At 74.7% G+C, this 22,865-nt stretch carries 20 protein-coding genes; 12 read left to right on the top strand and 8 right to left on the bottom strand.

Annotated elements, in window-relative coordinates; genetic code table 11:
* Positions 1–23 precede the first annotated feature (23 nt).
* From ACFP1Z_RS15080 to ACFP1Z_RS15065, 4 genes are all read right to left on the bottom strand, one after another.
* Positions 24–605 carry a hypothetical protein gene (locus tag ACFP1Z_RS15080; RefSeq protein ID WP_390316786.1) on the bottom strand — a complete coding sequence of 194 codons (582 nt, stop codon included), beginning with the start codon at positions 603–605 and terminating at the stop codon, positions 24–26.
* Entirely contained in the window at positions 602–2,131 is a 1,530-nt protein-coding gene (locus ACFP1Z_RS15075; protein ID WP_390316785.1) for an ATP-binding protein, read from the bottom strand. The genes ACFP1Z_RS15080 and ACFP1Z_RS15075 overlap by 4 nt, the downstream gene beginning before the upstream one ends.
* On the bottom strand, positions 2,128–2,826 hold the full coding sequence (locus ACFP1Z_RS15070) for a response regulator (RefSeq protein ID WP_390316784.1): 699 nt from the start codon (positions 2,824–2,826) through the stop codon (positions 2,128–2,130). Before ACFP1Z_RS15070 ends, ACFP1Z_RS15075 begins: the two co-directional genes overlap by 4 nt.
* A 117-nt stretch (positions 2,827–2,943) precedes the next feature.
* On the bottom strand, positions 2,944–3,705 hold the full coding sequence (locus ACFP1Z_RS15065) for a PaaX family transcriptional regulator C-terminal domain-containing protein (protein ID WP_390317029.1): 762 nt from the start codon (positions 3,703–3,705) through the stop codon (positions 2,944–2,946).
* 104 nt (positions 3,706–3,809) lie between these two features.
* Here ACFP1Z_RS15065 and ACFP1Z_RS15060 point away from each other — a divergent pair, with 104 nt between their 5' ends.
* From ACFP1Z_RS15060 to ACFP1Z_RS15045, 4 genes are all read left to right on the top strand, one after another.
* Complete coding sequence (locus ACFP1Z_RS15060; RefSeq protein WP_390316783.1) at positions 3,810–5,468, top strand: acyl-CoA dehydrogenase family protein; 1,659 nt, start codon at positions 3,810–3,812, stop codon at positions 5,466–5,468.
* Positions 5,465–6,268, top strand: coding sequence for a crotonase/enoyl-CoA hydratase family protein (locus ACFP1Z_RS15055; RefSeq protein ID WP_390316782.1), 804 nt, complete (start codon positions 5,465–5,467; stop codon positions 6,266–6,268). Before ACFP1Z_RS15060 ends, ACFP1Z_RS15055 begins: the two co-directional genes overlap by 4 nt.
* A gap of 147 nt (positions 6,269–6,415) precedes the next feature.
* On the top strand, positions 6,416–7,468 hold the full coding sequence (locus ACFP1Z_RS15050) for a hypothetical protein (RefSeq protein WP_390316780.1): 1,053 nt from the start codon (positions 6,416–6,418) through the stop codon (positions 7,466–7,468).
* A gap of 60 nt (positions 7,469–7,528) precedes the next feature.
* Positions 7,529–8,284: a bestrophin-like domain gene (locus tag ACFP1Z_RS15045; RefSeq protein ID WP_390316779.1), complete on the top strand. Its 756-nt coding sequence runs from the start codon at positions 7,529–7,531 to the stop codon at positions 8,282–8,284.
* Here the strand turns inward: ACFP1Z_RS15045 and ACFP1Z_RS15040 are convergent.
* Positions 8,262–9,590, bottom strand: coding sequence for a cytochrome P450 (locus ACFP1Z_RS15040; RefSeq protein WP_390316777.1), 1,329 nt, complete (start codon positions 9,588–9,590; stop codon positions 8,262–8,264). The genes ACFP1Z_RS15045 and ACFP1Z_RS15040 overlap by 23 nt on opposite strands.
* Before the next feature lie 116 nt (positions 9,591–9,706).
* On the opposite strand from ACFP1Z_RS15040, the gene egtA reads away from it, so the two are divergent.
* The 6 genes from egtA (at position 9,707) to ACFP1Z_RS15010 (ending at position 15,348) form a co-directional block, all read left to right on the top strand.
* The gene (gene egtA / locus ACFP1Z_RS15035) at positions 9,707–10,996 is read left to right on the top strand and encodes an ergothioneine biosynthesis glutamate--cysteine ligase EgtA (protein ID WP_390316776.1); all 1,290 of its coding nucleotides are present in this window, start codon (positions 9,707–9,709) and stop codon (positions 10,994–10,996) included.
* A complete protein-coding gene (egtB, locus tag ACFP1Z_RS15030) occupies positions 10,993–12,318 on the top strand; it encodes an ergothioneine biosynthesis protein EgtB (protein ID WP_390316775.1) in 1,326 nt (441 codons plus the stop codon). The genes egtA and egtB overlap by 4 nt, the downstream gene beginning before the upstream one ends.
* Before the next feature lie 5 nt (positions 12,319–12,323).
* Positions 12,324–13,079 (top strand): ergothioneine biosynthesis protein EgtC, encoded by a 756-nt coding sequence (egtC, locus tag ACFP1Z_RS15025; RefSeq protein ID WP_390316774.1) that lies wholly within the window; start codon positions 12,324–12,326, stop codon positions 13,077–13,079.
* Positions 13,076–14,038: an L-histidine N(alpha)-methyltransferase gene (egtD, locus tag ACFP1Z_RS15020; RefSeq protein WP_390316773.1), complete on the top strand. Its 963-nt coding sequence runs from the start codon at positions 13,076–13,078 to the stop codon at positions 14,036–14,038. The genes egtC and egtD overlap by 4 nt, the downstream gene beginning before the upstream one ends.
* A 129-nt stretch (positions 14,039–14,167) precedes the next feature.
* Positions 14,168–14,398: a dodecin gene (locus tag ACFP1Z_RS15015; protein ID WP_390316772.1), complete on the top strand. Its 231-nt coding sequence runs from the start codon at positions 14,168–14,170 to the stop codon at positions 14,396–14,398.
* Between the two features lie 257 nt (positions 14,399–14,655).
* Positions 14,656–15,348, top strand: coding sequence for a PAS domain-containing protein (locus ACFP1Z_RS15010; protein ID WP_390316771.1), 693 nt, complete (start codon positions 14,656–14,658; stop codon positions 15,346–15,348).
* On the opposite strand, the gene ACFP1Z_RS15005 is transcribed toward ACFP1Z_RS15010, so the two are convergent.
* The gene (locus tag ACFP1Z_RS15005) at positions 15,282–16,082 is read right to left on the bottom strand and encodes a (2Fe-2S)-binding protein (RefSeq protein ID WP_390316770.1); all 801 of its coding nucleotides are present in this window, start codon (positions 16,080–16,082) and stop codon (positions 15,282–15,284) included. The two genes, ACFP1Z_RS15010 and ACFP1Z_RS15005, sit on opposite strands and share 67 nt — an antisense overlap.
* A 192-nt stretch (positions 16,083–16,274) precedes the next feature.
* On the opposite strand from ACFP1Z_RS15005, the gene ACFP1Z_RS15000 reads away from it, so the two are divergent.
* Complete coding sequence (locus tag ACFP1Z_RS15000; protein WP_390316769.1) at positions 16,275–18,629, top strand: GH92 family glycosyl hydrolase; 2,355 nt, start codon at positions 16,275–16,277, stop codon at positions 18,627–18,629.
* Positions 18,630–18,742: 113 nt separating this feature from the next.
* Positions 18,743–20,158 (top strand): amino acid permease, encoded by a 1,416-nt coding sequence (locus ACFP1Z_RS14995; protein WP_390316768.1) that lies wholly within the window; start codon positions 18,743–18,745, stop codon positions 20,156–20,158.
* An 11-nt stretch (positions 20,159–20,169) separates the two neighbouring features.
* Here ACFP1Z_RS14995 and ACFP1Z_RS14990 read toward each other — a convergent pair whose 3' ends face one another.
* Positions 20,170–21,363, bottom strand: a complete 1,194-nt coding sequence (locus tag ACFP1Z_RS14990; protein ID WP_390316767.1) for an FAD-dependent monooxygenase — start codon at positions 21,361–21,363, stop codon at positions 20,170–20,172.
* Positions 21,364–21,590: 227 nt separating this feature from the next.
* Positions 21,591–22,598 (bottom strand): LacI family DNA-binding transcriptional regulator, encoded by a 1,008-nt coding sequence (locus ACFP1Z_RS14985; protein ID WP_390316765.1) that lies wholly within the window; start codon positions 22,596–22,598, stop codon positions 21,591–21,593.
* Positions 22,599–22,865 lie beyond the last annotated feature (267 nt).

The raw sequence follows: 22,865 nt of genomic DNA, 5'->3' as shown, positions 1-22,865 counted from the left end.
CGGGAGACAGGCGCGGCACGACGTCACTGTGCCGCGCCCCCGGTGAGCCCCGTTCCCGGGGAGGGGGACGGGGCTTTGGCGTCCGGGAAGGCGGTGCCGTTGTCGCAGATCATGTCGGCCAGGATGGCGTTGCCGTCGGTGAGCACGACCTTGGTGTCCCGCAGCCGGCCGCCGACCGGCGTGTCGTTGTCGGCCGCGGTGCACACGATCTGGCTGCGGGCGACGGGGGACAGCACCGTGGGATTCAGCGGCAGTTGCACCCGCACCTGCCGCCCGTCGACGGTCACCTGGACGCTGCGGGGCGGGAACCCGGGCAGTTCCGAGTACAGGCCGCGGGCCCGCTCCGCCTCGAAGGGCCCGTCCAGCAGCAGTGCGACGGCGCCCTCCGCGCCGAGCCGGGCCTTGGCCATCCGGGTGGTGCCGCGCACCCCGGTCGGCGACATGAAGTACAGCTGTACCGTGTCGCCCTTCTCCCCGGGCCGTTTGACGCCGGTCGCGGGGACGCCCATGTCGACGACGTCGGTGGTCGTCACGCCGCAGCCGGCGAGGAGCGTGCCCAGGGCGAGCGCCAGGGCGGCGGCGGGCAGGGTACGGCGGGCCCTCACGCGTCCTCGCCTCCCGTCCGCAGCGGCAGGTCCACGGTGAACACGGCTCCTCCTTCGGGCCGGTTGGCGGCGCGTACGGTCCCGTCGTGCAGCCGCACGTTCTCCAGGGTGATCGCGAGGCCCAGGCCGCTGCCCTCGGAGCGGGCGCGCGCGGAGTCCGCCTTGAAGAAGCGGTCGAAGACGTGCGGCAGCACCTCGGGGTCGATGCCCTTGCCCCGGTCGGCGATCTCGATCAGCAGCCGTTGCCCGGTGGGGTTTTCTGCCGGTTCCCCGGCACTCGCCTCCACGGCGCGCACGCCGACGGTCACCGGTTCGCCGCCGTGCCGCAGGGCGTTGCCGACGAGGTTGGCGACGACGACGTCGATGCGGCGGGTGTCGAGCCGGGCCCGCAGTCCCTCGGGCAGATCGGCGGTGACCTTCTCGCGCCAGCCGCGCGCCTGGAGGGTCTTGCGGACGGTCTCGGCGACGTCGACCTCGTCCAGGTGCAGGGCGGCGGCGCCGGCGTCGAAGCGGGAGATCTCCATCAAGTCCTCGACCATGCGGGCGAGTTTGCCGGTCTCCTCGCTGATGAGCCGCACCGCGTAGGCGGTGTCGGGGTCGAGGGAGCCGGCGTCGTCGTCGAGGACGTCGACGACGGCGGTCATCGCGGCGAGGGGGGTGCGCAGCTCGTGCGAGACGTCGGCGGCGAAGCGGCGGGAGTTGGCCTCCATGCGGCGCAGTTCGGCGACGTTCTCCTCCAGGGCCTCGGCCATCTCGTTGAACGTGCGGGAGAGGTCGGCGAGTTCGTCGCGTCCGGTGACCTTCAGCCGGGTGTCCAGCTCACCGGCGGCGATCTTCCGGGAGGCGCGGCGCAGTTCGCGTACGGGCCGCAGCACGCCGCGCGCGGCGATCAGCGCGGGCACGGCGGCGAGCGCGACGGCGGGCACGGCGCCGCTCTGCGCGGCCTCGACGAGGGCCTGCACATTGGCCTCGTCGTCGTGGAGCGGGAGCTGGGCGTAGACCTCCAGGCCGGAGCGTTCGTCGGAGCCGTAGTAGGTGACGGGCAGCCCGACGACGAGCCACAGGCCGCCGTCCATGTCCATGCGCTGCAGGGCGGGCACCCCACTGGCGACCCGCTGCTGGAGGTCCTTGGGGATGCCCACCTTGGGGTCGGCGGCGGGCACGAGGGGCCCGTCCTTGTAGCGGACGTGGATGATCCAGTGCTGTGACTCGCCGCCCCGGGTGAGCCCGCGGCTCAGTTCGCGGAGCTTGTCCTGGCCGGCCGGGAAGGTGTAGTCGGGCACCTGCGAGTTGATCTGGGAGCGCAGGGCGGCGACGGCGGTGTCCTGGGTGCGCTTGAGGATCGCGTTGCGGGCCTCGCGGAAGGTGAGCGTCGCCGTGGTGAGCGCGCTGAGCGCGGCCACGAGCAGGAAGGCGACCACGAGGCGGGCCCGCAGGCCGCCGACGGGCAGCCGCGGGAGCTTCCACCGCGCCGGGAGCGCGGGCCATCGGAGCCGCGGCCGGCTCCTGCGTACCGCCAGGGTCACAGCGGCCCGAACCGGTAGCCGAAACCGCGGACGGTCTGGATGTACCTGGGGGAGCGCGTGGAGTCCTCGATCTTGGTGCGCAGGCGCATCACGCAGGCGTCCACCAGGCGGGCGTCGCCGTGGTAGCTGTGCTCCCAGACGTGCTCCAGGAGCTGCTGGCGGCTGAAGACGCGGCCCGGGGTGGCCGACAGGTGCAGCAGCAGCTTCAGCTCGGAGGGGGCGAGCGGCAGGTCCTTGCCGTGTTTGGCCACCAGCAGGCCCGCGCGGTCGATGGTCAGGTCGCCGTGGGTCTCGGCGGGCCGGCCCGCCTCCGGCTCGGGGCCGCCGTCGCCGGGGGCGGCACGGCGCAGGACGGCGCGGATGCGGGCTTCGAGGACCTCACCGCGGGCGGGCTTGACGATGTAGTCGTCGGCTCCCGCCTCCAGGCCCAGCACGACGTCGATGTCGTCGCCGCGCGCGGTGAGCATGATGATGGGGATCTGCTGGGTGGCGCGGATCCGCCGGCAGACCTCGAAGCCGTTCTTGTCGGGCAGCATCAGGTCCAGCAGCACGATGTCGGGCCGGAAGGTCTCCAGGGCGGCGAGGCCCGCCTGGCCGGTGGGCGCGCCCTCGACCTGGTGGCCGCGGCGGCGCAACGTGAGGGTGACCCCGTCCCGTACGGCGCGGTCGTCCTCGATCAGAAGCACGCGTGACATGCGGCCCAGTATCCGTGGCGTGTGCACACTCGTGCGACGTGCGGCGGCGGATCGAGAGAACTGTCACTGATTGCTCATATTCACCGGGCCCTACGGGGTGGCGGAAGGGCCCGCGCGTCACAGGCCGATGTGCCGCAGGAGCAGGGCCCGGAAGTCCCGGTCGAAGGTCTCGTAGCGGCCGCGCAGGCGCTCGCCCGGCCAGTCGGCGGGCAGCAGCGGGGCGGGCAGGACCGGGTCGGCGAGGAGGTGGCGCAGCACCGCCGCGGAGACCGTGAACCGCTCGGCGAGGCCGCCGGGGCGCCGGTCGAGGGCGGCGGCCAGGGCCCGCGCCCGCCGGGCCCAGCCGTCGAGGTCCCACAGGGCGGCGGCGAGCGCGGCCGGGTCGTCCTCGGGGGTGCCGGTGAGCCACGCGCACTGGCCGGTGACCACGGGCGGCCGGTCACGGACGAGGTTGGCGGGGCGCAGCCAGCAGCCCTCGCGTGCCTCGGCCAGGCGCAGGGCGGCCATGGCGGTGCGCAGGGCGGCCCGGTCGGCGGGGGTGCGGCGCTCGGCGGTGACCAGCGCGATCTCCCAGTCCCCCTGCCAGGGGCGGGTGCGCGGGGCACGGCTGTCGTCCTGGCGGGCCTGCCGGGCGACGAGCCGGCCGGTGAGCCGGTAGGTGCCGGAGTGCGCGCGCAGGTCCCCGGCGGCGACCATGCGGGTCAGAGCGGTGCGGACGGTGCCCTCGGCGATGCCGAAGAGCTCGCCGACGCGGACCAGGGCGCGGGCGGGCAGCTCGGGGGGATGGTGGCCGAGCAGGGTGGAGAGCACGACGGAGCGCGCGGTCAGCGGCCGCAGGCCGAGCTCCGCCGGGCCGGCGCCGTCCGGGACCCGGGGCATCGTCACCACCACCCCCTGTCATTACGGTTCTCGATCGCGCATCATGAAAGCGTAATACCCGTGCTCCTGCCAGGTCCTGTGTCGCTCCGCTCCCGGAGGCCGCCATGCCCACGCACGAAGTGTTCAACCAGGTCCCGCCGCTGACCTCGTTCTCCACCGCCGACGACCCGCCGCTGCTGGAGGCGCTGCGGCGCGACGGCGGCTGGGGCGAGGCGGAGGTCCGCGCGCTGGGCGCGCGGGCCGGCTCGCCGGAGGTCCAGGAGTGGGCGCGCACCGCCGAGGCGTACCCGCCGGTGCTGCGCACCCACGACCGCTACGGCCACCGCGTCGACGAGGTCGACTTCCACCCCTCCTGGCACCACCTGATGACGGAGGCCGTGGCCAGCGGGCAGCACGCCGCCCCCTGGGCCGAGCCCCGCGCGGGCGCGCACCTGGTGCGGGCGGCGAAGTTCTACGTGTGGGCGCAGGCCGAGCCCGGCCACGGCTGTCCGGTCTCCATGACGTACGCGGCGGTGCCCGCGCTGCGCGCCGAGCCGGAGCTGGCCAAGGCGTACGTACCGCTGCTGGCCTCGCGCGTCTACGACTACGGGCTGCGTCCGCCGCTCGGCAAACGGGGCCTGATCGCGGGCATGTCGATGACCGAGAAGCAGGGCGGCTCGGACGTGCGGACCAACACCACCACGGCCGTGCCGGCGGGCGACGGCTCGTACGTGATCACCGGGCACAAGTGGTTCACCTCGGCGCCGATGAGCGATCTGTTCCTGGTGCTGGCGCGGACCGACGCCGGGCCGGGCTGTTTCCTGATGCCGCGCGTGCTGCCCGACGGCACCCGCAACGCGATGCGGCTGATGCGCCTGAAGGACAAGCTCGGCAACCGCTCCAACGCCTCGGCGGAGATCGAGTACGAGCAGGCGGTGGCCTGGCCGGTGGGCGAGCCCGGGCGCGGGGTGCGCACGATCGTCGAGATGGTCGGCATGACCCGCCTCGACTGTGTGCTCGGCGCGGCGGCGGGCATGCGGGCCGGGCTGCGCCAGGCCCTGCACCACGCCGCGCATCGGCGGGCCTTCGGCGCGAAGCTGATCGACCAGCCGCTGATGCGCTCGGTGCTGGCGGACCTGGCGGTGGAGTCGGAGGCGGCGACGGTCCTGGCGATGCGGCTCGCGGCCACCCTCGACCGGGCCGGGGAGGGCGACGCCGCGGAGGCGGCGCTGCGCCGGATCGCGCTGGCGGCGGGCAAGTACTGGGTGTGCAAGCGGGGCAGCGCGCACGCCGCCGAGGCGCTGGAGTGCCTGGGCGGCAACGGCTACGTGGAGGAATCGGGGATGCCCCGGCTGTACCGGGAGGCGCCGCTGCTGTCGATCTGGGAGGGCTCGGGCAACGTGGCGGCACTGGACGTGCTGCGGGCGCTGGAACGCGAACCGGGCGCGCTGGACGCCTACTTCACGGAGGTGGAGGCGGCGGCGGGGGCGGACGTCCGGCTGGACGCGGCCACCGAGCGGCTGCGCCGGCTGCTGCGCGGACTCACCGAGGACGCCGGGGGTACGGGCGGTACGGGCGCGCAGTTCCTCGCCCGCCGCGTCGCCGAGCAGCTCACGCTCGTCCTGCAGGGCGCGCTGCTCGTCCGGTACAGCACGCCGGCCGTCGCCGACGCCTTCTGCGCCTCCCGGCTGGGCGGCGACTGGGGGTACGCCTTCGGCACCCTGCCGCCGGGCACGGACGTGGGCCCCGTCCTGGAGCGGGCCGCCGTCGAGGAGGACCGGTGAGCACGCCGGCCGTGCGCACCGAGCGGCGCGGGCCCGTCACCACGGTCGTCCTCTCCCGCCCGTCCGTGCGCAACGCCGTGGACGCGCCGACCGCCGCCGCGCTCGCCGACGCCTTCCGGGCCTTCGAGGCGGACGAGCGGGCGCGGGTGGCGGTGCTGTGGGGCGAGGGCGGCACGTTCTGCGCGGGCTTCGACCTCAAGGCGTTCGGCGAGGCGAGCCGCAACTCCCTCGCCCCGGAGGGCGACGGCCCGATGGGGCCCACCCGGATGCGGCTGTCCAAGCCGGTGATCGCCGCGATCAGCGGTCACGCGGTCGCGGGCGGGCTGGAGTTGGCGCTGTGGTGCGATCTGCGGGTGGCGGAGGAGGACGCGGTCTTCGGGGTGTTCTGCCGCCGCTGGGGCGTGCCGCTCGTCGACGGGGGTACGGTGCGGCTGCCCCGGCTGATCGGGGAGAGCCGGGCGATGGACCTGGTCCTGACGGGCCGTCCGGTGTCCGCCGAGGAGGCGTACGCCATCGGCCTGGCGAACCGTCTGGTGCCGCGCGGCGGGGCCCGTGGGGCGGCGGAGGAACTCGCGGCGCGGATCGCGCGCTTCCCGCAGGGCGCGCTGCGCGGCGACCGGGCCTCGCTGCTCGAACAGCACGGGCGTACGGAACAGGAGGCTCTGGGGGTGGAATTCTCCTACGGCACGGCCGTGTTGGACGAGGCGGCGCGGGGCGCGGCCCGCTTCGCTGCGGGCGCGGGCCGGCACGGTGGCTTCGAGGACTTCGAGGGTTTCGAGGACACGGCGAGCGGTGCGTGACCGGCTTCGGCCCAACTGGTCCGCCCCGAACCGGAATCCGATTGTCCGTCCCGGCCCGCACACAGGGCGCAGCGGCCTTCACCTCATCGGAGGGTTTCCCGCGCACCTGCTACAGACATGGGTGCGGCACCCACCACCATCTGCTGCGTGACGGGATGGGTGCGGGCGGTGCGGGCGGGGTTGGTGGCCCTGGTGGCCGTCCTGGCAACAACGGCTGCCGGGCCGGCCGCGAGGGCCCCGGACGACGACGGCGGCACGGTCACGCTGCGCGGCCGGCACGGTGCGGCGATCCCGCCGCACGACGGGAACGGCACCGCGACCACGCGTCGTGGCGGGCACGACGCGGCACCCCCGGGACGCAGTCCCGACAGCGCCACCACCGCACCACGCGTCCAATACGGCACGGCGGCCCCGCCGCACGACGGAAACAGCACCGCCACCGCGCGTCGCGACCGGCACGACGGGGCAGCCCCATCGCACGACGGGCACGACACAGCAGCCCCGGCACACGGCCCCGACAGCACCGTCATCGCACCGCGCGGACGACACCGCACCGCGACCACGCCTCACGGCCGGCCCGACGCGGCAGCCCCGTCACGCACCCCCTACGGCCACGCGGCCGCACCGCGCGGCACCGCATCCCCGACGCGTGACCGGCAAGGTGTCGTCGTCTCGGTGCCCGGCGCCGGCGCGGCCGTGGTGGGCGGTGGCGACAGCGCAAGCGTCTCCGCTCGCGACGGCGACAGCGTGGCCTCGCTGGTCCGTGACGGTTCCGGCTGTCTGACGTTGCGGGCCCGCTCCGGGGAGGTCAACGCGACGCTGCGCACGCCCTGTTGGCCCTCCCCCTCCTCCTCTCCCCCGCCGCGGCCGGCTCCGCCGCGCAGTACTCCGGGCAGTACACCGTCGCGCGCGCCCCGGCCCGTACCCGCGCCTCCCCCGGCCCCTGCCCCGCCGCCGCGGGTGCCGAAGCCGCCTGCCCCTGCCCCGCCGCCGCCAGCGGCCCCGGCGTCGCCCACGCCACCGCCCCCGCCCACCCCGCACCTCGTGCCCCGGGCCTATCACGCGTCCGCGCCCAGGCCGCCGCGCAGCGGCACGTCGCTGGTCACCCTGACGCTGATGACCACGGCCCCGGCGGTGCTCGCCGCCGCGATGCTGCGACCCCGTGGCAGCGGCGGCAGCGGCGGCAGCCGCAACCGCTGACCCGACGTCAGAATCCTGCATCCGTGCCCCGCCTTCCCCCCACCCCCCGGAGGTCTCCCCATGGCCGAATGGCTGGTTCTCGCCATCGCGATCGCGTCCGTGTGCGCGGTCGTGCTGGCCATCACCGTGCTGCGCTCCCGCACAGCCGGGCCCGACGACGACCCCGGTCAGACCCCGGATGTCATCGAGTACATGACGATGATGGTCGGGGTCGTGTACGCGATCGTGCTGGGGCTGGCCATCGCGGGCGTATGGGAGGCCCGCAACGCCGCCCAGGACGCGGTGCGCGCGGAGGCGCACGCGCTGCACGAGGTGGCCCAGCGGGTCCAGGCGTTCGCGCCCGCGACGCGGGACCGTACGCGCGCGGACGTCGACGCGTACGCGCGCCACGTGGTGCGCACGGAGTGGCCGGCCATGCAGCGGGACGGCCGTCTCACCGAGCGGGGCGGGCAGTTGCTGGAGAGGGTGCGTACCGACGTCACCTCCTACGAGCCGCGCAACGACCACGAGGGCCAGTCCTACCAGCCGCTGCTCGACCAGGTCGGCGCGGCGGCCGCGGCCCGCGAGGCCCGCGCCCAGAACGCGGACGACACGATGCCGGGCGTGGTGTGGTTCGGGCTCATCGCGGGGGCGGCGGTCGCGGTGGGGCTGATCTTCCTGCTGCAGATCCGGCGTTCGCCGCGCGAGCTGCTGCTGGCCGGGCTCTACAGCGCGCTCATCGCGTTCCTGCTCTTCCTCATCTGGGACTTCAACAGCCCGCTCGGCCACGAAGTGGCCGATTCGGCGGGGCCGTTCACCGAACTGTTCGCCATCTGACGGGCAGTCGTTTCAGGCCGTTCTGCAGATTGGACGTCAGCCGGACCGGCTCGCCCGCGAGTTCCAGGTCCACGAGCCGTTCCAGGGTGGTGCGCAGCATCGCGCGCAGCTGCACGCGCGCGAGGTGGGCGCCCAGGCACATGTGGGGGCCGTGGCCGAAGCTGACGTGCGGGTTGGGGCTGCGGGTGATGTCGAAGCGGTCCGGGTCGGTGAAGACGCGCTCGTCGCGGTTGGCGGAGGCGTGGTAGACGACGACCTTGTCACCGCGCCGGATCCGCGCCCCCGAAAGCCGCGTGTCCCGGGTGGCGGTGCGCCGGAAGTCCATGACGGGCGGCCAGTGGCGCAGCACCTCCTCCACGGCGGACGCGGTCAGCTCGGGGCGGGCCAGGAACAGGGCGCGCTGCCCGGGGTGCTGAAGGAAGGTGAGGAGCCCGCCGGGGATGCCGTTGCGCAGGGTCTCGTTCCCGGCGACGGCGAAGAGGAAGAACATGGTCTCGAACTCGTCGTGTTCGAGGCCGGCTTCGCGCATGCGGGCCATGACGCTGCCGGGCCGGGGCCGCTCGGCGAGGGCGTGCGCGTAGGCGAACATGTCGGGCAGTCCGGCGCGCGAGCGCGGGTCGAGCGGCCTGTCGTCGGGCCCGTGCGCCCCGGGGCGCAGGGCGAGGGCCGCGCGGCCCATGGGGGTGAGGGTGGCGGGGTCGGCGGTGGCCGAGTGCGCGTGGTCGGGGTCCTGGTAGCCGATGACCCGGTTCGACCAGTCGTACAGCAGCAGCCGGTCCTCCTCGGGCACGCCCATGAGGTGGGCGAGGGTCCACACCGGCAGGTCGGCGGCCACGTCGACGTAGTCGGCCTCGCCCCGGGCGGCGACGGCGTCGATCAGGGCGTGCGCCCGTGCCTCGATGACGTCCTCCAACTCCCGTACCGCGCGGGGGGTGAAGGCCGCGGCGACGATGCGGCGCAGCCGCAGCTGCGCGGGCGGGTCCTGGTTGAGCATCATCGTGCGGACGAAGGCCAGATCGCCGGGGGTGGCCGGATCGCGGATCTGGGTCCCGCCCAGGTGCGAGGAGAACAGTTCGGGGCTGCGCAGCACCCGGCTGACGTCCGCGTGCCGGAAGACCGCCCAGTAGCCGGGCCCGGCCGGCCAGGGGCCGACGGCGGGCTCCTCGATCCAGCACACCGGGTGGTGTTCGCGCAGCTCACGGAAGAGCGCGTAGGGCACCGCGCGGGCGTAGGAGGCGGGCGCGAAGACCTCGCGGAGGGCTTCGCCGGCGGGGGCGGCGGGGGCGTCCGGTGCGGGTTCGCTCACGGTGTGGACCGTACGGCCTCGGCTGGCGGGCCCGTCAACCCCGCGTCAACAATGTGTGCGGGGGCGTGTGTCCGGCAATAGGTACAGCAGTTCCGCACGGACGGGAGGTACGGACGGTGACGGGTACCGGATCCGGGTGGGAGGACTCCCCCCGCGTGATCGGTGAGGCCGAGGCGGACGCCCTCGTCCGCGGCATCTGTTTCAAGACCGGGCCGCCCCGGCTGCTCGGTGTGGAACTGGAGTGGCTCGTCCACGATCTGCGCGACCCGGTGCGTCCCGTCCCCCCGCCCCTGCTGGCGGCCGCAGCCGACCGGCTGCGCGAGCTGCCGCTCGCTTCCTTGTTCACGGTCGAACCCGGCGGCCAGGTGGAGTTCAGCTCCCGGCCCGCGAAGTCCCTGGCCGACTGTGTGGCGGAGGTCTCCGCCGATCTCGATCTCGCCCGCGAGGCCCTGGGCGGCCTGGGCCTGGCCCTCGCCGGCTACGGCCGGGACCCCTGGCATCCCCCGCACCGGCTGCTGTCCACGCCCCGCTACCGCTCCATGCAGACGTACTACGACCGGTTCAACGCGGCCGGCCGCACGATCATGTGCGCGACGGCGTCCGTGCAGGTCTGTGTGGACGCGGGCTACGAGGAGCCGGGCCCGCTGGGCTTCGGGCGGCGCTGGGCCCACGTGCATCTGCTGGGCGCGGTGCTGCTGGCCGCGTTCGCCAACTCGCCGCTGCGCAACGGCAGGCCGACCGGCTGGCGCTCGGTGCGGCAGGCCTGTTACGCGCACATGGACCCGGGCCGCACGCTGGCCCCCGGGGGCTCCGCGGACCTGCGGGCGGCCTGGGCGGCCTACGCGCTGGACGCGCCGATCATGGTGCTGCGTTCGCGGGGCGGCTGCTGGGACGCGCCGAAGGGGCTGGACCTGCGGGGCTGGATCCGCTCCGGCCGGCCCCGCCCGGCCACCGCCGAGGACGTGGCCTACCACCTGACCACGCTCTTCCCGCCCGTACGGCCGCGCGGCCACCTGGAGTTGCGCATGATCGACGCGCAGCCCGGGGCCGACGGCTGGCTCGTGCCGCTCGCGGTCACGGTGGCGCTGTGCGACGACCCGGTGGCCGCCGAGACCTCCTACCGGGCGGTCAAGGCCCTGGCCGACGCCGCCGGCGAGGCCCCCGCCCCGCGCAACCCGCTGTGGTACCGGGCGGCACGGCACGGGCTCGCGGATCCCGAGCTGCGGGCCACGGCCGCGACCTGCTTCGCGGCGGCCCGGGAGGCGCTGCCCCGGATGGGCGCGCCCGCCCGGGTGCTGGCCGCCGTCGACGACTTCACCGCCCGCTATGTGGACCGGGGGCGCTGCCCCGCCGACGACCTGCTCGACGCCTGCGTCGGGCCGGCCGGCCGCGAGGAGGACCGATGACCGCCCCCGGCCCCGCCCCCGACGGGGATCTTCTGCGCGAACGGGCCGCGCATGTGCTGCTGCGGGCGCGGGAACGCACCCGCGCCCTGACCGAGTGCGTCGACGACCGCGAGCTGGTGGCCCAGCACTCGCCGCTGATGTCGCCGCTGGTGTGGGATCTGGCGCACATCGGCAACCAGGAGGAGATCTGGCTGCTGCGTGCCGTGGGCGGCCACGACGCGCTGCGCCCCGAACTCGACCCGCTCTACGACGCGTTCGAGCATCCGCGGGCCGAGCGGCCCGCGCTGCCGCTGCTGCCCCCCGATCAGGCACGCCGCTACGCCGGGGACGTGCGTGCCCGCGTGCTGGACCTGCTGGGCACCGCCCCGCTGCACGGCCGCCCGCTCGTGGAGGGAGGGTTCGCGTTCGGGATGATCGCACAGCACGAGCAGCAGCACGACGAAACCATGCTGATCACCCATCAGCTGCGGTCGGGGCCGACGGTGCTCTTCGCGCCCGAGCCGCCGCCGGCCGCCCCGGATACAGCCGCCCTGCCGCGCGAAGTCCGCGTCGAGGGCGGCGCGTTCACCATGGGGACCTCCCAGGAGCCGTGGGCGCTGGACAACGAGCGGCCCGCGCACCGCCGCTTCGTGCCGTCCTTCTGGATCGACACGCTCCCGGTGAGCAACGGCGACTACCTGCGCTTCATCGAGGACGGCGGCTACCGCGAACCGCGCTGGTGGCACCCGGCGGGCTGGGAGCAGGTGCGCGCCCACGGCCTTCGCGCGCCCCTGTTCTGGCGGCGCGAGGGCGGCAGCTGGGTGCGCCGGCGGTTCGGGACCGTCGAGCCCGTCCGCGCGGCCGAGCCGGTTATGCACGTGAGCTTCTACGAGGCGCAGGCGTACGCGGCGTGGGCGGGCCGGCGGCTGCCGACGGAGGCCGAGTGGGAGAAGGCCGCCCGCCACGATCCGGCCACGGGCCGCTCGACGCGCTATCCGTGGGGGGACGAGGATCCCACGCCGGAGCGCGCCAACCTCGGCCAGCGCCATCTGCGGCCCGCCGACTCCGGGGCCTATCCGGCGGGCGGTTCCCCGCTGGGGGTGCGGCAGTTGATCGGGGACGTGTGGGAGTGGACGGCGAGCGACTTCCTGCCGTACCCGGGGTTTTGCTCCTTCCCCTACCGCGAGTACTCCGAGGTGTTCTTCGGCGACGGCCACAAGGTGCTGCGCGGCGGTTCGTTCGCCGTGGACCCGGTGGCCTGCCGGGCCACGTTCCGCAACTGGGACCTGCCGGTGCGCCGGCAGATCTTCTCCGGTTTCCGCACCGCGCGCGACGCCGAGTGACGCCCATGTGCCGTCATATCACTGTGCTGGGCGAGGAGTTCGGGATCGGCACGCATATGGTGGACCCGCCGCACGCTCTGGTGCGCCAGTCCTGGCAGCCGCGCATGCAGTGCTCGGGCACCGTCAACGCGGACGGCTTCGGCGTGGGCTGGTACGCGCCCGGCGACCCGCTGCCCGCCCGCTACCGGCGCGCCGGGCCGATCTGGGCGGATCCGGGCTTCACCGACCTCGCCCGGGTCGTGCGCACCGGGGCGCTGCTCGCGGCCGTACGGGACGCCACCGCGCCCGGCGCGGACGGGGAGGCGGCGGCCGCGCCCTTCGCGGACGGCCCGTATCTCTTCAGCCACAACGGGGCGTTGGCCGGCTGGCCCGGGTCCGCGGCCCCGCTCGCCGCGCGGCTGCCGCCCGGGGAGCTGCTGGGGCTCGCCGCCCGCACGGACTCGGCCTTCGTCTGGGCGCTCGTCGCGCACCGGCTGCGCTCGGGGATCCCGCCCGGCGAGGCCCTGGCCGCGGCCGTCCTCGACCTGGCCGCCGCCGCGCCCGGCTCACGGCTGAACCTGCTGCTGACCGACGGCTCGGCCGTCGCCGCGACCGCCTGGGGCGACAGCCTGTGGTACCTGGCGGCCCCGCCCCGCCTGCTCGTGGTCGCCTCCGAACCCTACGACGACGACCCGCGCTGGAGCCCTGTCCCCGACGGCCATCTGCTCACCGCGACCCGCACCGACCTCGCCCTCGCACCGCTCAAGGAGCCCCGTCAGTGAGCCCGTTCGTCCTCACCCGCACCCTTCCCCCCGACGCGACCGCCGCCGCGCTGCGCGCGGACGTCGCCCAGGGCCTGACCCGTTCGCCCAAGGAGCTCCCGCCGAAGTGGTTCTACGACGCGCGCGGCAGCGAACTGTTCGACGAGATCACGCTGTTGCCCGAGTACTACCCGACGCGCGCCGAGCGGGAGATCCTGCTCGCGCGCTCCGGGGAGATCGCCGCGGCGAGCGGGGCCCGTACCCTCGTGGAGCTCGGCTCGGGCTCCTCCGACAAGACCCGGCACCTGCTGCGGGCGCTGTCCTCCCTCACCCACTACGTGCCCGTGGACGTCAGCGAGAGCGCGCTGTCCGGGGCGGCCGGGAGACTGCTGGCCGAGCACCGGGCGCTGACCGTCCACGCCGTGATCGCCGACTTCCAGGAAGCGCTCGTACTGCCGCGGGTGCCGGGCCCCCGGCTGCTGGCCTTCCTCGGCGGCACCGTCGGCAATCTCCAACCGGCCGAGCGGGCGCGGTTCTTCGCCCGGCTGCGGGCGGAACTCGCCCCCGGTGACGCCTTCCTGCTGGGCACGGACCTGGTCAAGGACGAGGGCACGCTCGTCGCGGCCTACGACGACGCGGCCGGGGTGACCGCCGCGTTCAACAAGAACGTCCTGGCCGTCGTCAACCGCGAGCTCGGCGCCGACTTCGACCCGGAGGCCTTCGACCACGTCGCCCTGTGGGACGCCCGGCGCGAGTGGATCGAGATGCGGCTGCGGGCCCGTACCGCCCTCGTGGTCAAGGTGCCCGCGCTCGACCTCGCGGCGCACTTCGCGGCGGGCGAGGAGATGCGCACGGAGATCTCGGCGAAGTTCCGCAGGGAGGGGATCCGCGCGGAGCTGGCGGGCGCCGGGCTCGCTCTGACGCACTGGTGGACCGACCCGCGGGGCCGCTTCGCGCTGTCGCTGTCCGTCCCGGTGTGAGCGCGGACGCCGCACGGCCGGTGTCCGTCACCCGCGGGCACCGGCCCGCCTCGCGCCCGGCCGCCGCGCGGTGCACCGTGGGAGCAGACCACCGCCCGCTCACCGCCGAGACCGCAACGGAGCGCCGCCATGTCCGACCACACCTACCGGGTCACCGAGATCGTCGGCTCGTCGCCGCAGGGCGTGGACGCGGCGATCCGCAACGGCATCGCCCGGGCCGCGCAGACGCTGCGCGCGCTGGACTGGTTCGAGGTCACGGAGATCCGCGGCCATATCGAGGACGGGGCCATCGAACACTTCCAGGTCGGTCTGAAGGTCGGTTTCCGGCTGGAGAACCCGCAGGAGCCGGCCCGCCCCTGACCGGCGCGCGGATCCCGCACAGCGGTCGCGCACCCCCACGGCGCGCGCCGTCCGCCCCACCGGCGCGCGCCGCCCCGCACCCTCGTGCCGGGCTTCCTGGCCGCTCACGGGCCCCGTGAGCCGGCTTCTGTGCTCGTATACAGAACTGCACGATTGTGCAGTCGTTGGTGGCGTGACGCTCTCGGCCAACTCCCGACGGGCAGCAACTGCATTAGGCCCGTGGACGGGCACGGGACGAGCGAGGGGCCGGTAAGACCGTGGTCGGCGACGAATACATCAGTTGGCGCAACCAGTTCCTGCTGCTGCTCGACCGGATTCCCACGCCGCTCGCGGTCTGCCGGGCGGACGGCGAGGTCACGCTCGCCAATCCGGCCATGGCGGCGGAGTGGGGCACGGCCCCCGCCCGGCTGCGCGGCCGCAGCCTGCAGGAGCTGTTCCGGCCCCGTACGGTCGGCCGGCTCGACCGGCACATCGAGGCGGTGCGGCTGGGCCGCCGGTCCCGCCACCCCATCGAGGTGCGCTGGCTGGTGGGCGCGGACGGCATCGAGCGGGAGGGGGAGCTGCTCGTGGACCCGGTGGGCGAGGCGTCCCCGGCCGCCCCGATGCTGCTGGCGGTGCTGCGGGTGCGGCCGGACCCCGCGCCCCGGGTGGTGGAGCCGATGGCGGAGGTCAGCGTGGTGGAGGGGCACATCCTGGCGCTGGCGGCGGCCGGGGCGACGACCGCCGCGATCGGCAAGGCCGTCGGGCTGACCGTCGACGGCGTCAACTACCACCTGACGCGGCTGACGCGCCGCTGGCGGGTGCCCAACCGGACGGCGCTGGTGGCCAAGGCGTACGTGCTGGGGGTGCTCTCCGTGCGGGAGTGGCCGCCGGCGCCGTCCCCTCAGCGGGCGCGGGGCGGGTGCCGCAGCACACAGTCCCCGCACATGCCGCCGGGCACGGCCCGGTAGTACAGACAGCAGGTGTCGCGGACGAACGACACCCCCGCGCCGCCGCACGTCAGGGTGCCGGTGCCGCGCAGCACGGGGTCGTCGAGGACCTCCCGGGCCAGGGCGCGGGCCCGTCCGGCGTCCTCGGGGCGGCCGTGCTCCCGGCACCAGGTGTCCAGCACGCGCAGCGAACCGGCCAGCGCGGAGGAGGCGTTGCCCCACAGCAGCCGCCGTGAGACGGGCACGCTCGCGGCGACGGCCCGGTGCAGGGCGGCGACGGGGCCGCCCAGGACCCGCTCGCGCAGCCGCCCGGCCGGGTCCGCCTCGGCGGGCAGGGCGCGGGGGGCGGGCAGCCACAGGTCCTCGGGCGCGGTGCGCCCGGGGTACCAGCGCAGCCGGGCGTCGCCGAGGTCGGGCAGGCGTCCGGTGAGCACGGCGGAGCCGAGCGCGACGGACAGCAGCCGTCCGGCGATGCCCTGGAACGCGACGGAGGCGGCCACCCGCCGGTCCGCCGTGCCCAGCCGCCGCGCGACGACCTCCACCCGGGCCCGTACGGCCGCCTCGGCCTGCTCCGGCGAGGCGAACGGCAGCCACGCCCCGCCGTCCGGCTCGTCGTCCAGTGTGTCGTCGGGCTCGTCGTCAGGCTTGTCGTCGGTGCGCAGGGCGAAGAAGGGCCCTACGGAGGCGAGTTCGGCAAGGCGCACGGGGGTCCGTTCGACGGGGTCGGCTGAGAGGGAGGTGCGTACGGGCCGCACGCCTCCCATCGTAAAGAGCTCGCGGCGCCCGTGGACGTGACGCGCCCCACCCCGCCCGGGCACGCGCCGCCCGCCCGGGATCGCGGCAACCTCCCCACCACGCCCACCAACTGACGCATGCTTGAAACCTCGCACCCCTCGGGTGAGCCTGAGCGCGACAACGCTGTCAGCACGCGCTAAGGGGCGTGGACGATGAGACGGACCCGACAGCTGTGGTCGCGCACCGGCGCGGCCGCCCTCGCCTTCGCCGCGGTGCTCGGCGCCGCCGCGTTCGCACCCGCGCACCAGGACGCGGTGCCGCCGGGGCTCACCCCCCTGGTGAACCCCTTCATCGGCACCCAGAACGAGGGCAACACCTTCCCCGGCGCCGCCGTGCCCTTCGGGATGGTGCAGCTCTCCCCCGACACCGGGCACGACACCGGCTACGACTACAAGGACTCCCGCATCCGCGGCTTCGGCGCCGTGCACCTGTCCGGCGTCGGCTGCCGGCTCGGCGGGGACCTGCCGGTGCTGCCCACGACCGGCGAGGTCAAGGAGACCGACAACGCGCGCTACGCGGCCGCGTTCAGCCACCGCGACGAGGTGGCGAGCCCCGGCTACTACAGAGCACGGCTGTCCTCCTACGGGGGCATCACCGCCGAGCTGACGGCGGGCACCCGCACGGGCCGGATGCGCTACACCTTCCCGGCCACCGACAAGGCCAACGTGCTGCTCAACTCCGGCCAGTCGCTGCACCGTACGGTCTCCACCACCGTCGAGGTCGTCGACGACCGCACGGTGCGCACCGCCATCACCGGACGCGGCTTCTGCCAGGACACCCGCCCCTACACCCTCTACACGATCACCCGCTTCGACCGGCCCTTCACCGCCCACGGCACCTGGAACGGCTCCCGGGTGCGGGCCGGGTCGCGCGCCTCGACCTCGGCCGGGCGCAACGGCGCCTGGGTGCGTTTCGACACCCGGCGGGAGAAGACCGTCACGGCCACCACCGCGATCAGCTACGTCGACGCGGCGGGCGCGGAGCGCAACCTCCGCAGCGAGAAGGGGAGTTTCGACCGCACGGTCCAGTCGGCGCGCGCGGCGTGGGAGGCGCGGCTGCGCACCGTACGGGCGCAGGGAGGCAGCCGGGCCCTGCAACGGGCCTTCTACTCGGCGCTGTACCGCGCCTTCCTCGCCCCGAACGTGGGCAGTGACGCCGACGGCCGCTACCGCGGCTGGGACCAGCGCGTGCACCGGGCGGACGGCTTCACGTACTACCAGAACTGGTCGCTGTGGGACACCTATCGCACCCAGGCGCAGCTGCTGGCGCTGCTCGCGCCCCGCGAGTCCCGGGACATGGCGCTGTCGGTGCTGCGCGTCGACGCGGACGGCGGCTGGCTGCCCAAGTGGGGCTACGGCACGGTCGAGACGAACATCATGACCGGTGACCCGGTGACGCCGTTCCTGACCAACGCCTACGAGCAGGGGCTGCTCGCGGGCCACGAGGAGGAGGCCTATCGGGCGCTGAGGAAGAACGCGGACGGTGTGCCGCCGCCGGACTCCCCCTACGCCGGCCGCGAGGCCAACGCCGAGTACATCAAGGGCGGTTACGTGCCGTGCGAGCCCAACAGGTCCGCGGGCAAACCCGGTGACTCCGACTTCCGTCAGGGTGCCTCGGCGACGCTGGAGTACGCGCTCGCCGACGGGGTGCTCGCGCGCATGGCACGCGCGCTGGGGCACCGGGCGGACGCCGAGCGGTACGCGGCGCGGGCCGGCGCCTACCGCAATGTCTTCGACCGGGAGACGGGTTTCTTCCGGGCCCGCACCTCCTCCGGTGACTTCACCGGGCCCGCCGACCCGGCGCGCAGCGTCTGCTTCCACGAGGGCACGGCCTGGCAGTACCAGTGGCTGGTGCCGCAGGACATGCCCGGGATGGTGCGGCTGATCGGCGGCCGGAGCGCGGCCAACAGCCGGCTCGACTCCTTCTTCGCCTACGAGCGGCTGCTCGCCGACCCGGCGGGCACGGCCCGCACGGTGTGGGTGCACGGCCCGTACGACTACTACAACGCCGACAAGTACAACCCGCAGAACGAGCCCGACCTCCTCGCGCCGTACGCCTATCTGTCCACGGGGCAGCCGTGGAAGACCACGGACGTGGTGCACGCGGCGCTGACGCTGTTCACCGACGGGCCGGACGGGATCACCGGCAACGACGACCTGGGCACGATGTCCTCGTGGATGGTGCTCTCCGCGATCGGGATCTACCCGGTGCAGCCGGGCACGGACCTGTGGGGGCTGAGCACTCCGGTCTTCGACCGGGTCGAGCTCCAGCTCGACCGGCGCTGGTACCCGCGGGGCGGGCTCACGGTGACCGCGCCCGGCACCTCGGCCAAGGACCGCTACATCCAGTCGGTGCGGCTGGACACGTCGGCGTACGAGCGGACGTACGTGACGACGAGGCAGCTCAAGGACGCGCGGCGGCTGGACTTCGCGGTGGGGGCGAGGCCGTCGGGCTGGGGGACGGGGCAGACGGCCGTCGCGCCGCCGTCGGCCGCCGGTCCGCGCTGAGGGCAGGCGCCCGTGGCCGGGCGGGGCGGCGCCTTCCGTCGCCGTCCCCGCTCGGCCATGATGTGCGTCCCCGGTGCCCGGCGGGCGCGGGCGGGCGACGAGAGGAGCGGGAGATGGGCGGACTCCGGGCGGGCCGGGGCGTACTGCGCCGCAAGCCGATCGAGGCCGTCGAGGAGGGCGGCTCCCGGGAGAGGCTCGCCCGGACGCTGGGGCTGTGGCAGCTCACGGCGATCGGGGTCGGCGGGATCATCGGCGCGGGCATCTTCAGCCTCGCGGGGACCGTCGCGAACGGCACGGCGGGGCCCGCGGTGCTGGTCTCCTTCCTGATCGCGGGTGTCGCGAGCGCGGCGGCTGCCTTCTCCTACGCGGAGTTCGCGGGGATCGTGCCGCGCGCGGGTTCCGCCTACACCTACGGCTATGTGGTGCTGGGCGAACTGGGCGGCTGGTTCATCGGCTGGGACCTGCTGCTGGAGTACACGGCGATCGTCGCGGTCGTCGCGATCGGCATCTCCGGTTACCTCAACTTCCTGCTCGGTGAGGCGCACGCGCAGCTGCCCGCGTGGATGCTGGGCGCGCCCGGCACCGGGCACGGGCACCGGGTGGACTTCTTCGCGGCGCTGCTGTGCCTGCTGATCGCCTGGCTGCTGAACCTGGGCGTCAAGAACGCGGCCCGCTTCGAGACCGCGGTGGTGGGTCTGAAGGTGCTGGTCGTGCTGGTGGTGATCGGGGTGGGTTTCTTCCACATCGACTCCGCCAACTACAGCCCGTTCTTCCCCTTCGGTGTCGGCGGGGCGTTCACGGGGGCGGCCACCGTGTTCTTCGCCGTGTTCGGCTACGACGCCATGTCGACGGCGGCGGAGGAGTCCAAGGACGCGCAGCGCCACATGCCGAAGGCGATCCTGTACTCGCTGGCGGTCTCGATGGTGCTGTACGTGCTGGCCTGCCTGGTGCTGACCGGCATGCAGAACTACCGGCACATCGACAAGGCCAGCGGTTTCTCCACGGCCTTCAAGTCCGTGGGCCTGAGCCGGATCGCGGACGTCATCGCGGTGGGCGCGATCATCGGCATTCTCACGGTGATGTTCACGTTCATGCTGGGCGTGACGCGGGTGTGGTTCGCGATGAGCCGGGACGGGCTGCTGCCGAAGTGGTTCGCCAAGACGCACCCGACCCGGCACGTGCCCTCCCGGGTGACCTGGATCGTGGGGGCCGCCTCCGCGGTGATCGCGGGCTTCCTGCCGATCGGGGAGGCGGCGGAGCTGACCAATATCGGCATCCTGCTGGCCTTCGCGGTGGTGTGCACGGCCGTGATCGTCCTGCGCTACCGGCAGCCGGAGCTGCCGCGCTCCTTCCGCTGCCCGGGGGTGCCGGTGGTGCCCGGCATCGGGGTGGCCGCCTCGATCTGGCTGATCACCTATCTCGACCGGGTGACGTGGGCACGCTTCGCCGTCTGGTTCGTGATCGGCCTGGTCGTCTACTTCTGCTACTCCTACCGGCACGCGGAGCTGGCGCGCGCGCAGGACGGCTGAGGGGGCGGCCCTCAGCCGGTCCGGTTCGTCCACTCCACGCGGTAGCCGGTCAGCCAGTCGTCGGCGCCGCCGGTGTCCTCGGCGGTGCGGCGGCGGACCTCGGCGTCGCGGGCGCGGCGTTCCTCGGTGGTCAGGGGGGTGCGCCCGGCCATGGCGGCGCTGAGGGCCACCACGCGCTCGACGCGGGTGCGCCGCAGCCGTTCGTAGGCGGTGAACGCCCGCCGGGCATCGGGCAGATCGCGCAGCGCGCGGGCCAGGACGACGCCGTCCTCGATGGCGAGCGAGGCGCCCTGGGCGGCGTTGGGGGCGGTGGCGTGGGCCGCGTCGCCGACGAGGACGGCGCGGTCGCTGTGCCACACGGGTGTGGTGGGGATGTCGTAGGCGTTCATGCCGATGACGGCGGTGCCGGAGGAGGCGATGATCGCCGCCGCGGGGGTGCGGTCGGCGGCGAAGGCCTCGGCGGCGCGCTGCCGCCAGCGCTCGGGGCCGGTCCCGGCGAGCTCGGCGCGGGGCACCTCGGCGGCGGGCACGTTGGCGAACCAGTATGTCGTGCCGTCGGGAGCGGTGGTGCAGCCGAAGAAGGCCCGCTGCCCGTAGATCATGCGGTAGGTGCGCGGCGGCACCGGGAAGCGGGTGTCGCCGGTACGGCCGCAGACGGTGAGCTGGCCGGTGTGCCGGGGCGGGGGCGCCGAGGGGTCGAGGAGGGTACGGGTGCGCGAGTGGATGCCGTCGGCGCCGATGAGGAGATCGCCCTCGGCGGAGCTGCCGTCGGCGAACGCGGCGACGACCCCGCCGCCGGGCCGCCGCGCGGCGTCGACGAGCCGTTTGCCGTGCAGGACGGGGATGCCGCGCCGTACGGCCTCGTCGCGCAGCGCCCGGTACAGCTCGGAGCGCTGCAGGGTGCGCGGGGCGATGCCGTCCGGGCCGCCGGGCGCTCCGGCGATGGCCCGGGTGCCGAGCCGGGCCCCGGTGTCGCTGAGGAACTCCACGGTCTCGGCGGGGAAGGAGCGCTCCAGCACCGGCCCGTCGGCGCCGATGGTGCGCAGTGCGGCCAGTCCGTTGGCGAACAGCACCAGGAACGCGCCGAGTTCCTCGGCTCCGCCGGGATACGCCTCGTGGACGGTGGCCTCGACACCGGCGCGCTGCAGGGCCATCGCGGTGACGGGTCCGGCGATGCCGCCGCCGATGATCAGAGCGTGTGTCATGGTGCTCCGTCCCGATGCGTCGAGTCAGGTCGAGCCGTGCCCACGAGCGTAACCGGGTACGTGTCCCGCGCGTCCAGAGGGTGTGCGGGGCGCGGGGAGCCGACGGGCGGCGCGGGTGCGGGTCCTCAAGGCCCCGGGGCCGGGCTCCGCGCAGGGTGCGACCCCGGTGCCGCGCGGGTCCCTCGGCAACGTACGCCGGTCCGGCCGCAGTTGACGGGGCCGGTGCTTCAGTCCGCCGCCCGTGTCGACGCCCGTACCACCAGGCTCGTACGGACCGGGGCCGGCGGTGCGACGGTCTCGCCGCGCAGCATCGTGGCGACGGCCGTGATGCCCAGGCGGCCCAGTTCCTCGCCGCGCAGGTCCACGGTCGTCAGCCCCGGGGTGAGCATCGAGGCGGCGTCGATGTTGTCGAGGCCGACGACGGAGACGTCGTCGGGCACCCGCAGTCCGGCGGCGGCGGCCGCGTGGTAGACACCGGCGGCCGCGACGTCGTCGTCGCAGACCACGGCCCGGGGCGGGCGGGGCAGGGCCAGCAGGTCCCGGGCGGCCTCGCGGGCGGGCTCCGGCCCCTCCCGGAGCGGAATGGCGACTTCCACGACGCGCAGCCGCTCGGCCGCTTCCTCGAAGGCGGCCTGCCGGGAGCGGAAGGTGTAGGAGGGGCGGTGGTAGCGCAGGTGCCCGATGCGCCGGTGCCCCCGCTGCTGGAGGTGGGCGACGGCGGAGCGCATGCCGCCCGCCACGTCGAGGGCGACGACGGGCCGGTGGTCCGCGGCGAGGGCCGGGTCGGCGTCGAGGAGGACGGTGGGCAGTCCGGGCGGCAGTTCGTCGATCTGCCGGTCGTGCGGGGAGCAGATCATCAGGGCGTCGAACTGGTTGGCCGTGATGGTGCGCGTCATGCTGTTGCTGCTGGAGCTGACGACGACGGTCAGGCCGTGCTCCTCGGCGGTCTCGTGGGCGCTGACCAGGACGCGGGCGAAGAACGGGCCGCGGATGCTGGGGACGGCGAGGAGCACCAGCCCCGTGCGGCCCAGGCGCAGTTGACGGGCCGCCGCCTGCGGCCGGTAGCCCAGGCGGGCGGCGGCGTCGCGCACGCGCTTCTCGGTGGCCTCGGAGACCCGCTTGCCGCGGTTGCCCGAGAAGACCAGCGACACCGACGCCTGGGAGACGCCCGCCAGGCGTGCCACGTCGTGACCGGTGGGCCGGCGGGACGCCGTGGAGCGGGAGTGGTTGGCCATGGACACCGTCCCCAAGAGTCCCAGGAGGCAGCGCCGTTGCGCGTTCCGCAGCGGCGCGGCCCGCGCGCCTCGCGCGCGCCGGGCCGACAGCAGGTTATCGGGGATCCCCGGCCCGGCAACGCCCGTACCGGCCGGCGCCGCGGGCCGCGGCGGTCGGCAACACGGCGCCGGGGAGGGCGAATTGGGCACTGCGGACAAGGCCGTGACAACCGGTCGGGTTGGCTCGAAAACGCTTGACGGAACTGGTGCTACGTATAACGATTGGGA

The sequence above is a fragment of the Streptomyces gamaensis genome (genome assembly GCF_042656465.1).
GTDB lineage: Bacteria > Actinomycetota > Actinomycetes > Streptomycetales > Streptomycetaceae > Streptomyces > Streptomyces gamaensis.
Note: the sequence above shows the minus strand (reverse complement) of the source record. Positions and strands in the feature narration are given on the sequence as shown.

Coding starts and splice junctions, on each gene's coding strand:
- ACFP1Z_RS15070 (WP_390316784.1), bottom strand. CDS start 2,826: ATGTCACGCGTGCTTCTGATCGAGGACGACCGCGCCGTACGGGACGGG.
- ACFP1Z_RS15065 (WP_390317029.1), bottom strand. CDS start 3,705: ATGCCCCGGGTCCCGGACGGCGCCGGCCCGGCGGAGCTCGGCCTGCGG.
- ACFP1Z_RS15060 (WP_390316783.1), top strand. CDS start 3,810: ATGCCCACGCACGAAGTGTTCAACCAGGTCCCGCCGCTGACCTCGTTC.
- ACFP1Z_RS15045 (WP_390316779.1), top strand. CDS start 7,529: ATGGCCGAATGGCTGGTTCTCGCCATCGCGATCGCGTCCGTGTGCGCG.
- egtB (WP_390316775.1), top strand. CDS start 10,993: ATGACCGCCCCCGGCCCCGCCCCCGACGGGGATCTTCTGCGCGAACGG.
- egtC (WP_390316774.1), top strand. CDS start 12,324: ATGTGCCGTCATATCACTGTGCTGGGCGAGGAGTTCGGGATCGGCACG.
- ACFP1Z_RS15015 (WP_390316772.1), top strand. CDS start 14,168: ATGTCCGACCACACCTACCGGGTCACCGAGATCGTCGGCTCGTCGCCG.
- ACFP1Z_RS15000 (WP_390316769.1), top strand. CDS start 16,275: ATGAGACGGACCCGACAGCTGTGGTCGCGCACCGGCGCGGCCGCCCTC.
- ACFP1Z_RS14995 (WP_390316768.1), top strand. CDS start 18,743: ATGGGCGGACTCCGGGCGGGCCGGGGCGTACTGCGCCGCAAGCCGATC.
- ACFP1Z_RS14990 (WP_390316767.1), bottom strand. CDS start 21,363: ATGACACACGCTCTGATCATCGGCGGCGGCATCGCCGGACCCGTCACC.
- ACFP1Z_RS14985 (WP_390316765.1), bottom strand. CDS start 22,598: ATGGCCAACCACTCCCGCTCCACGGCGTCCCGCCGGCCCACCGGTCAC.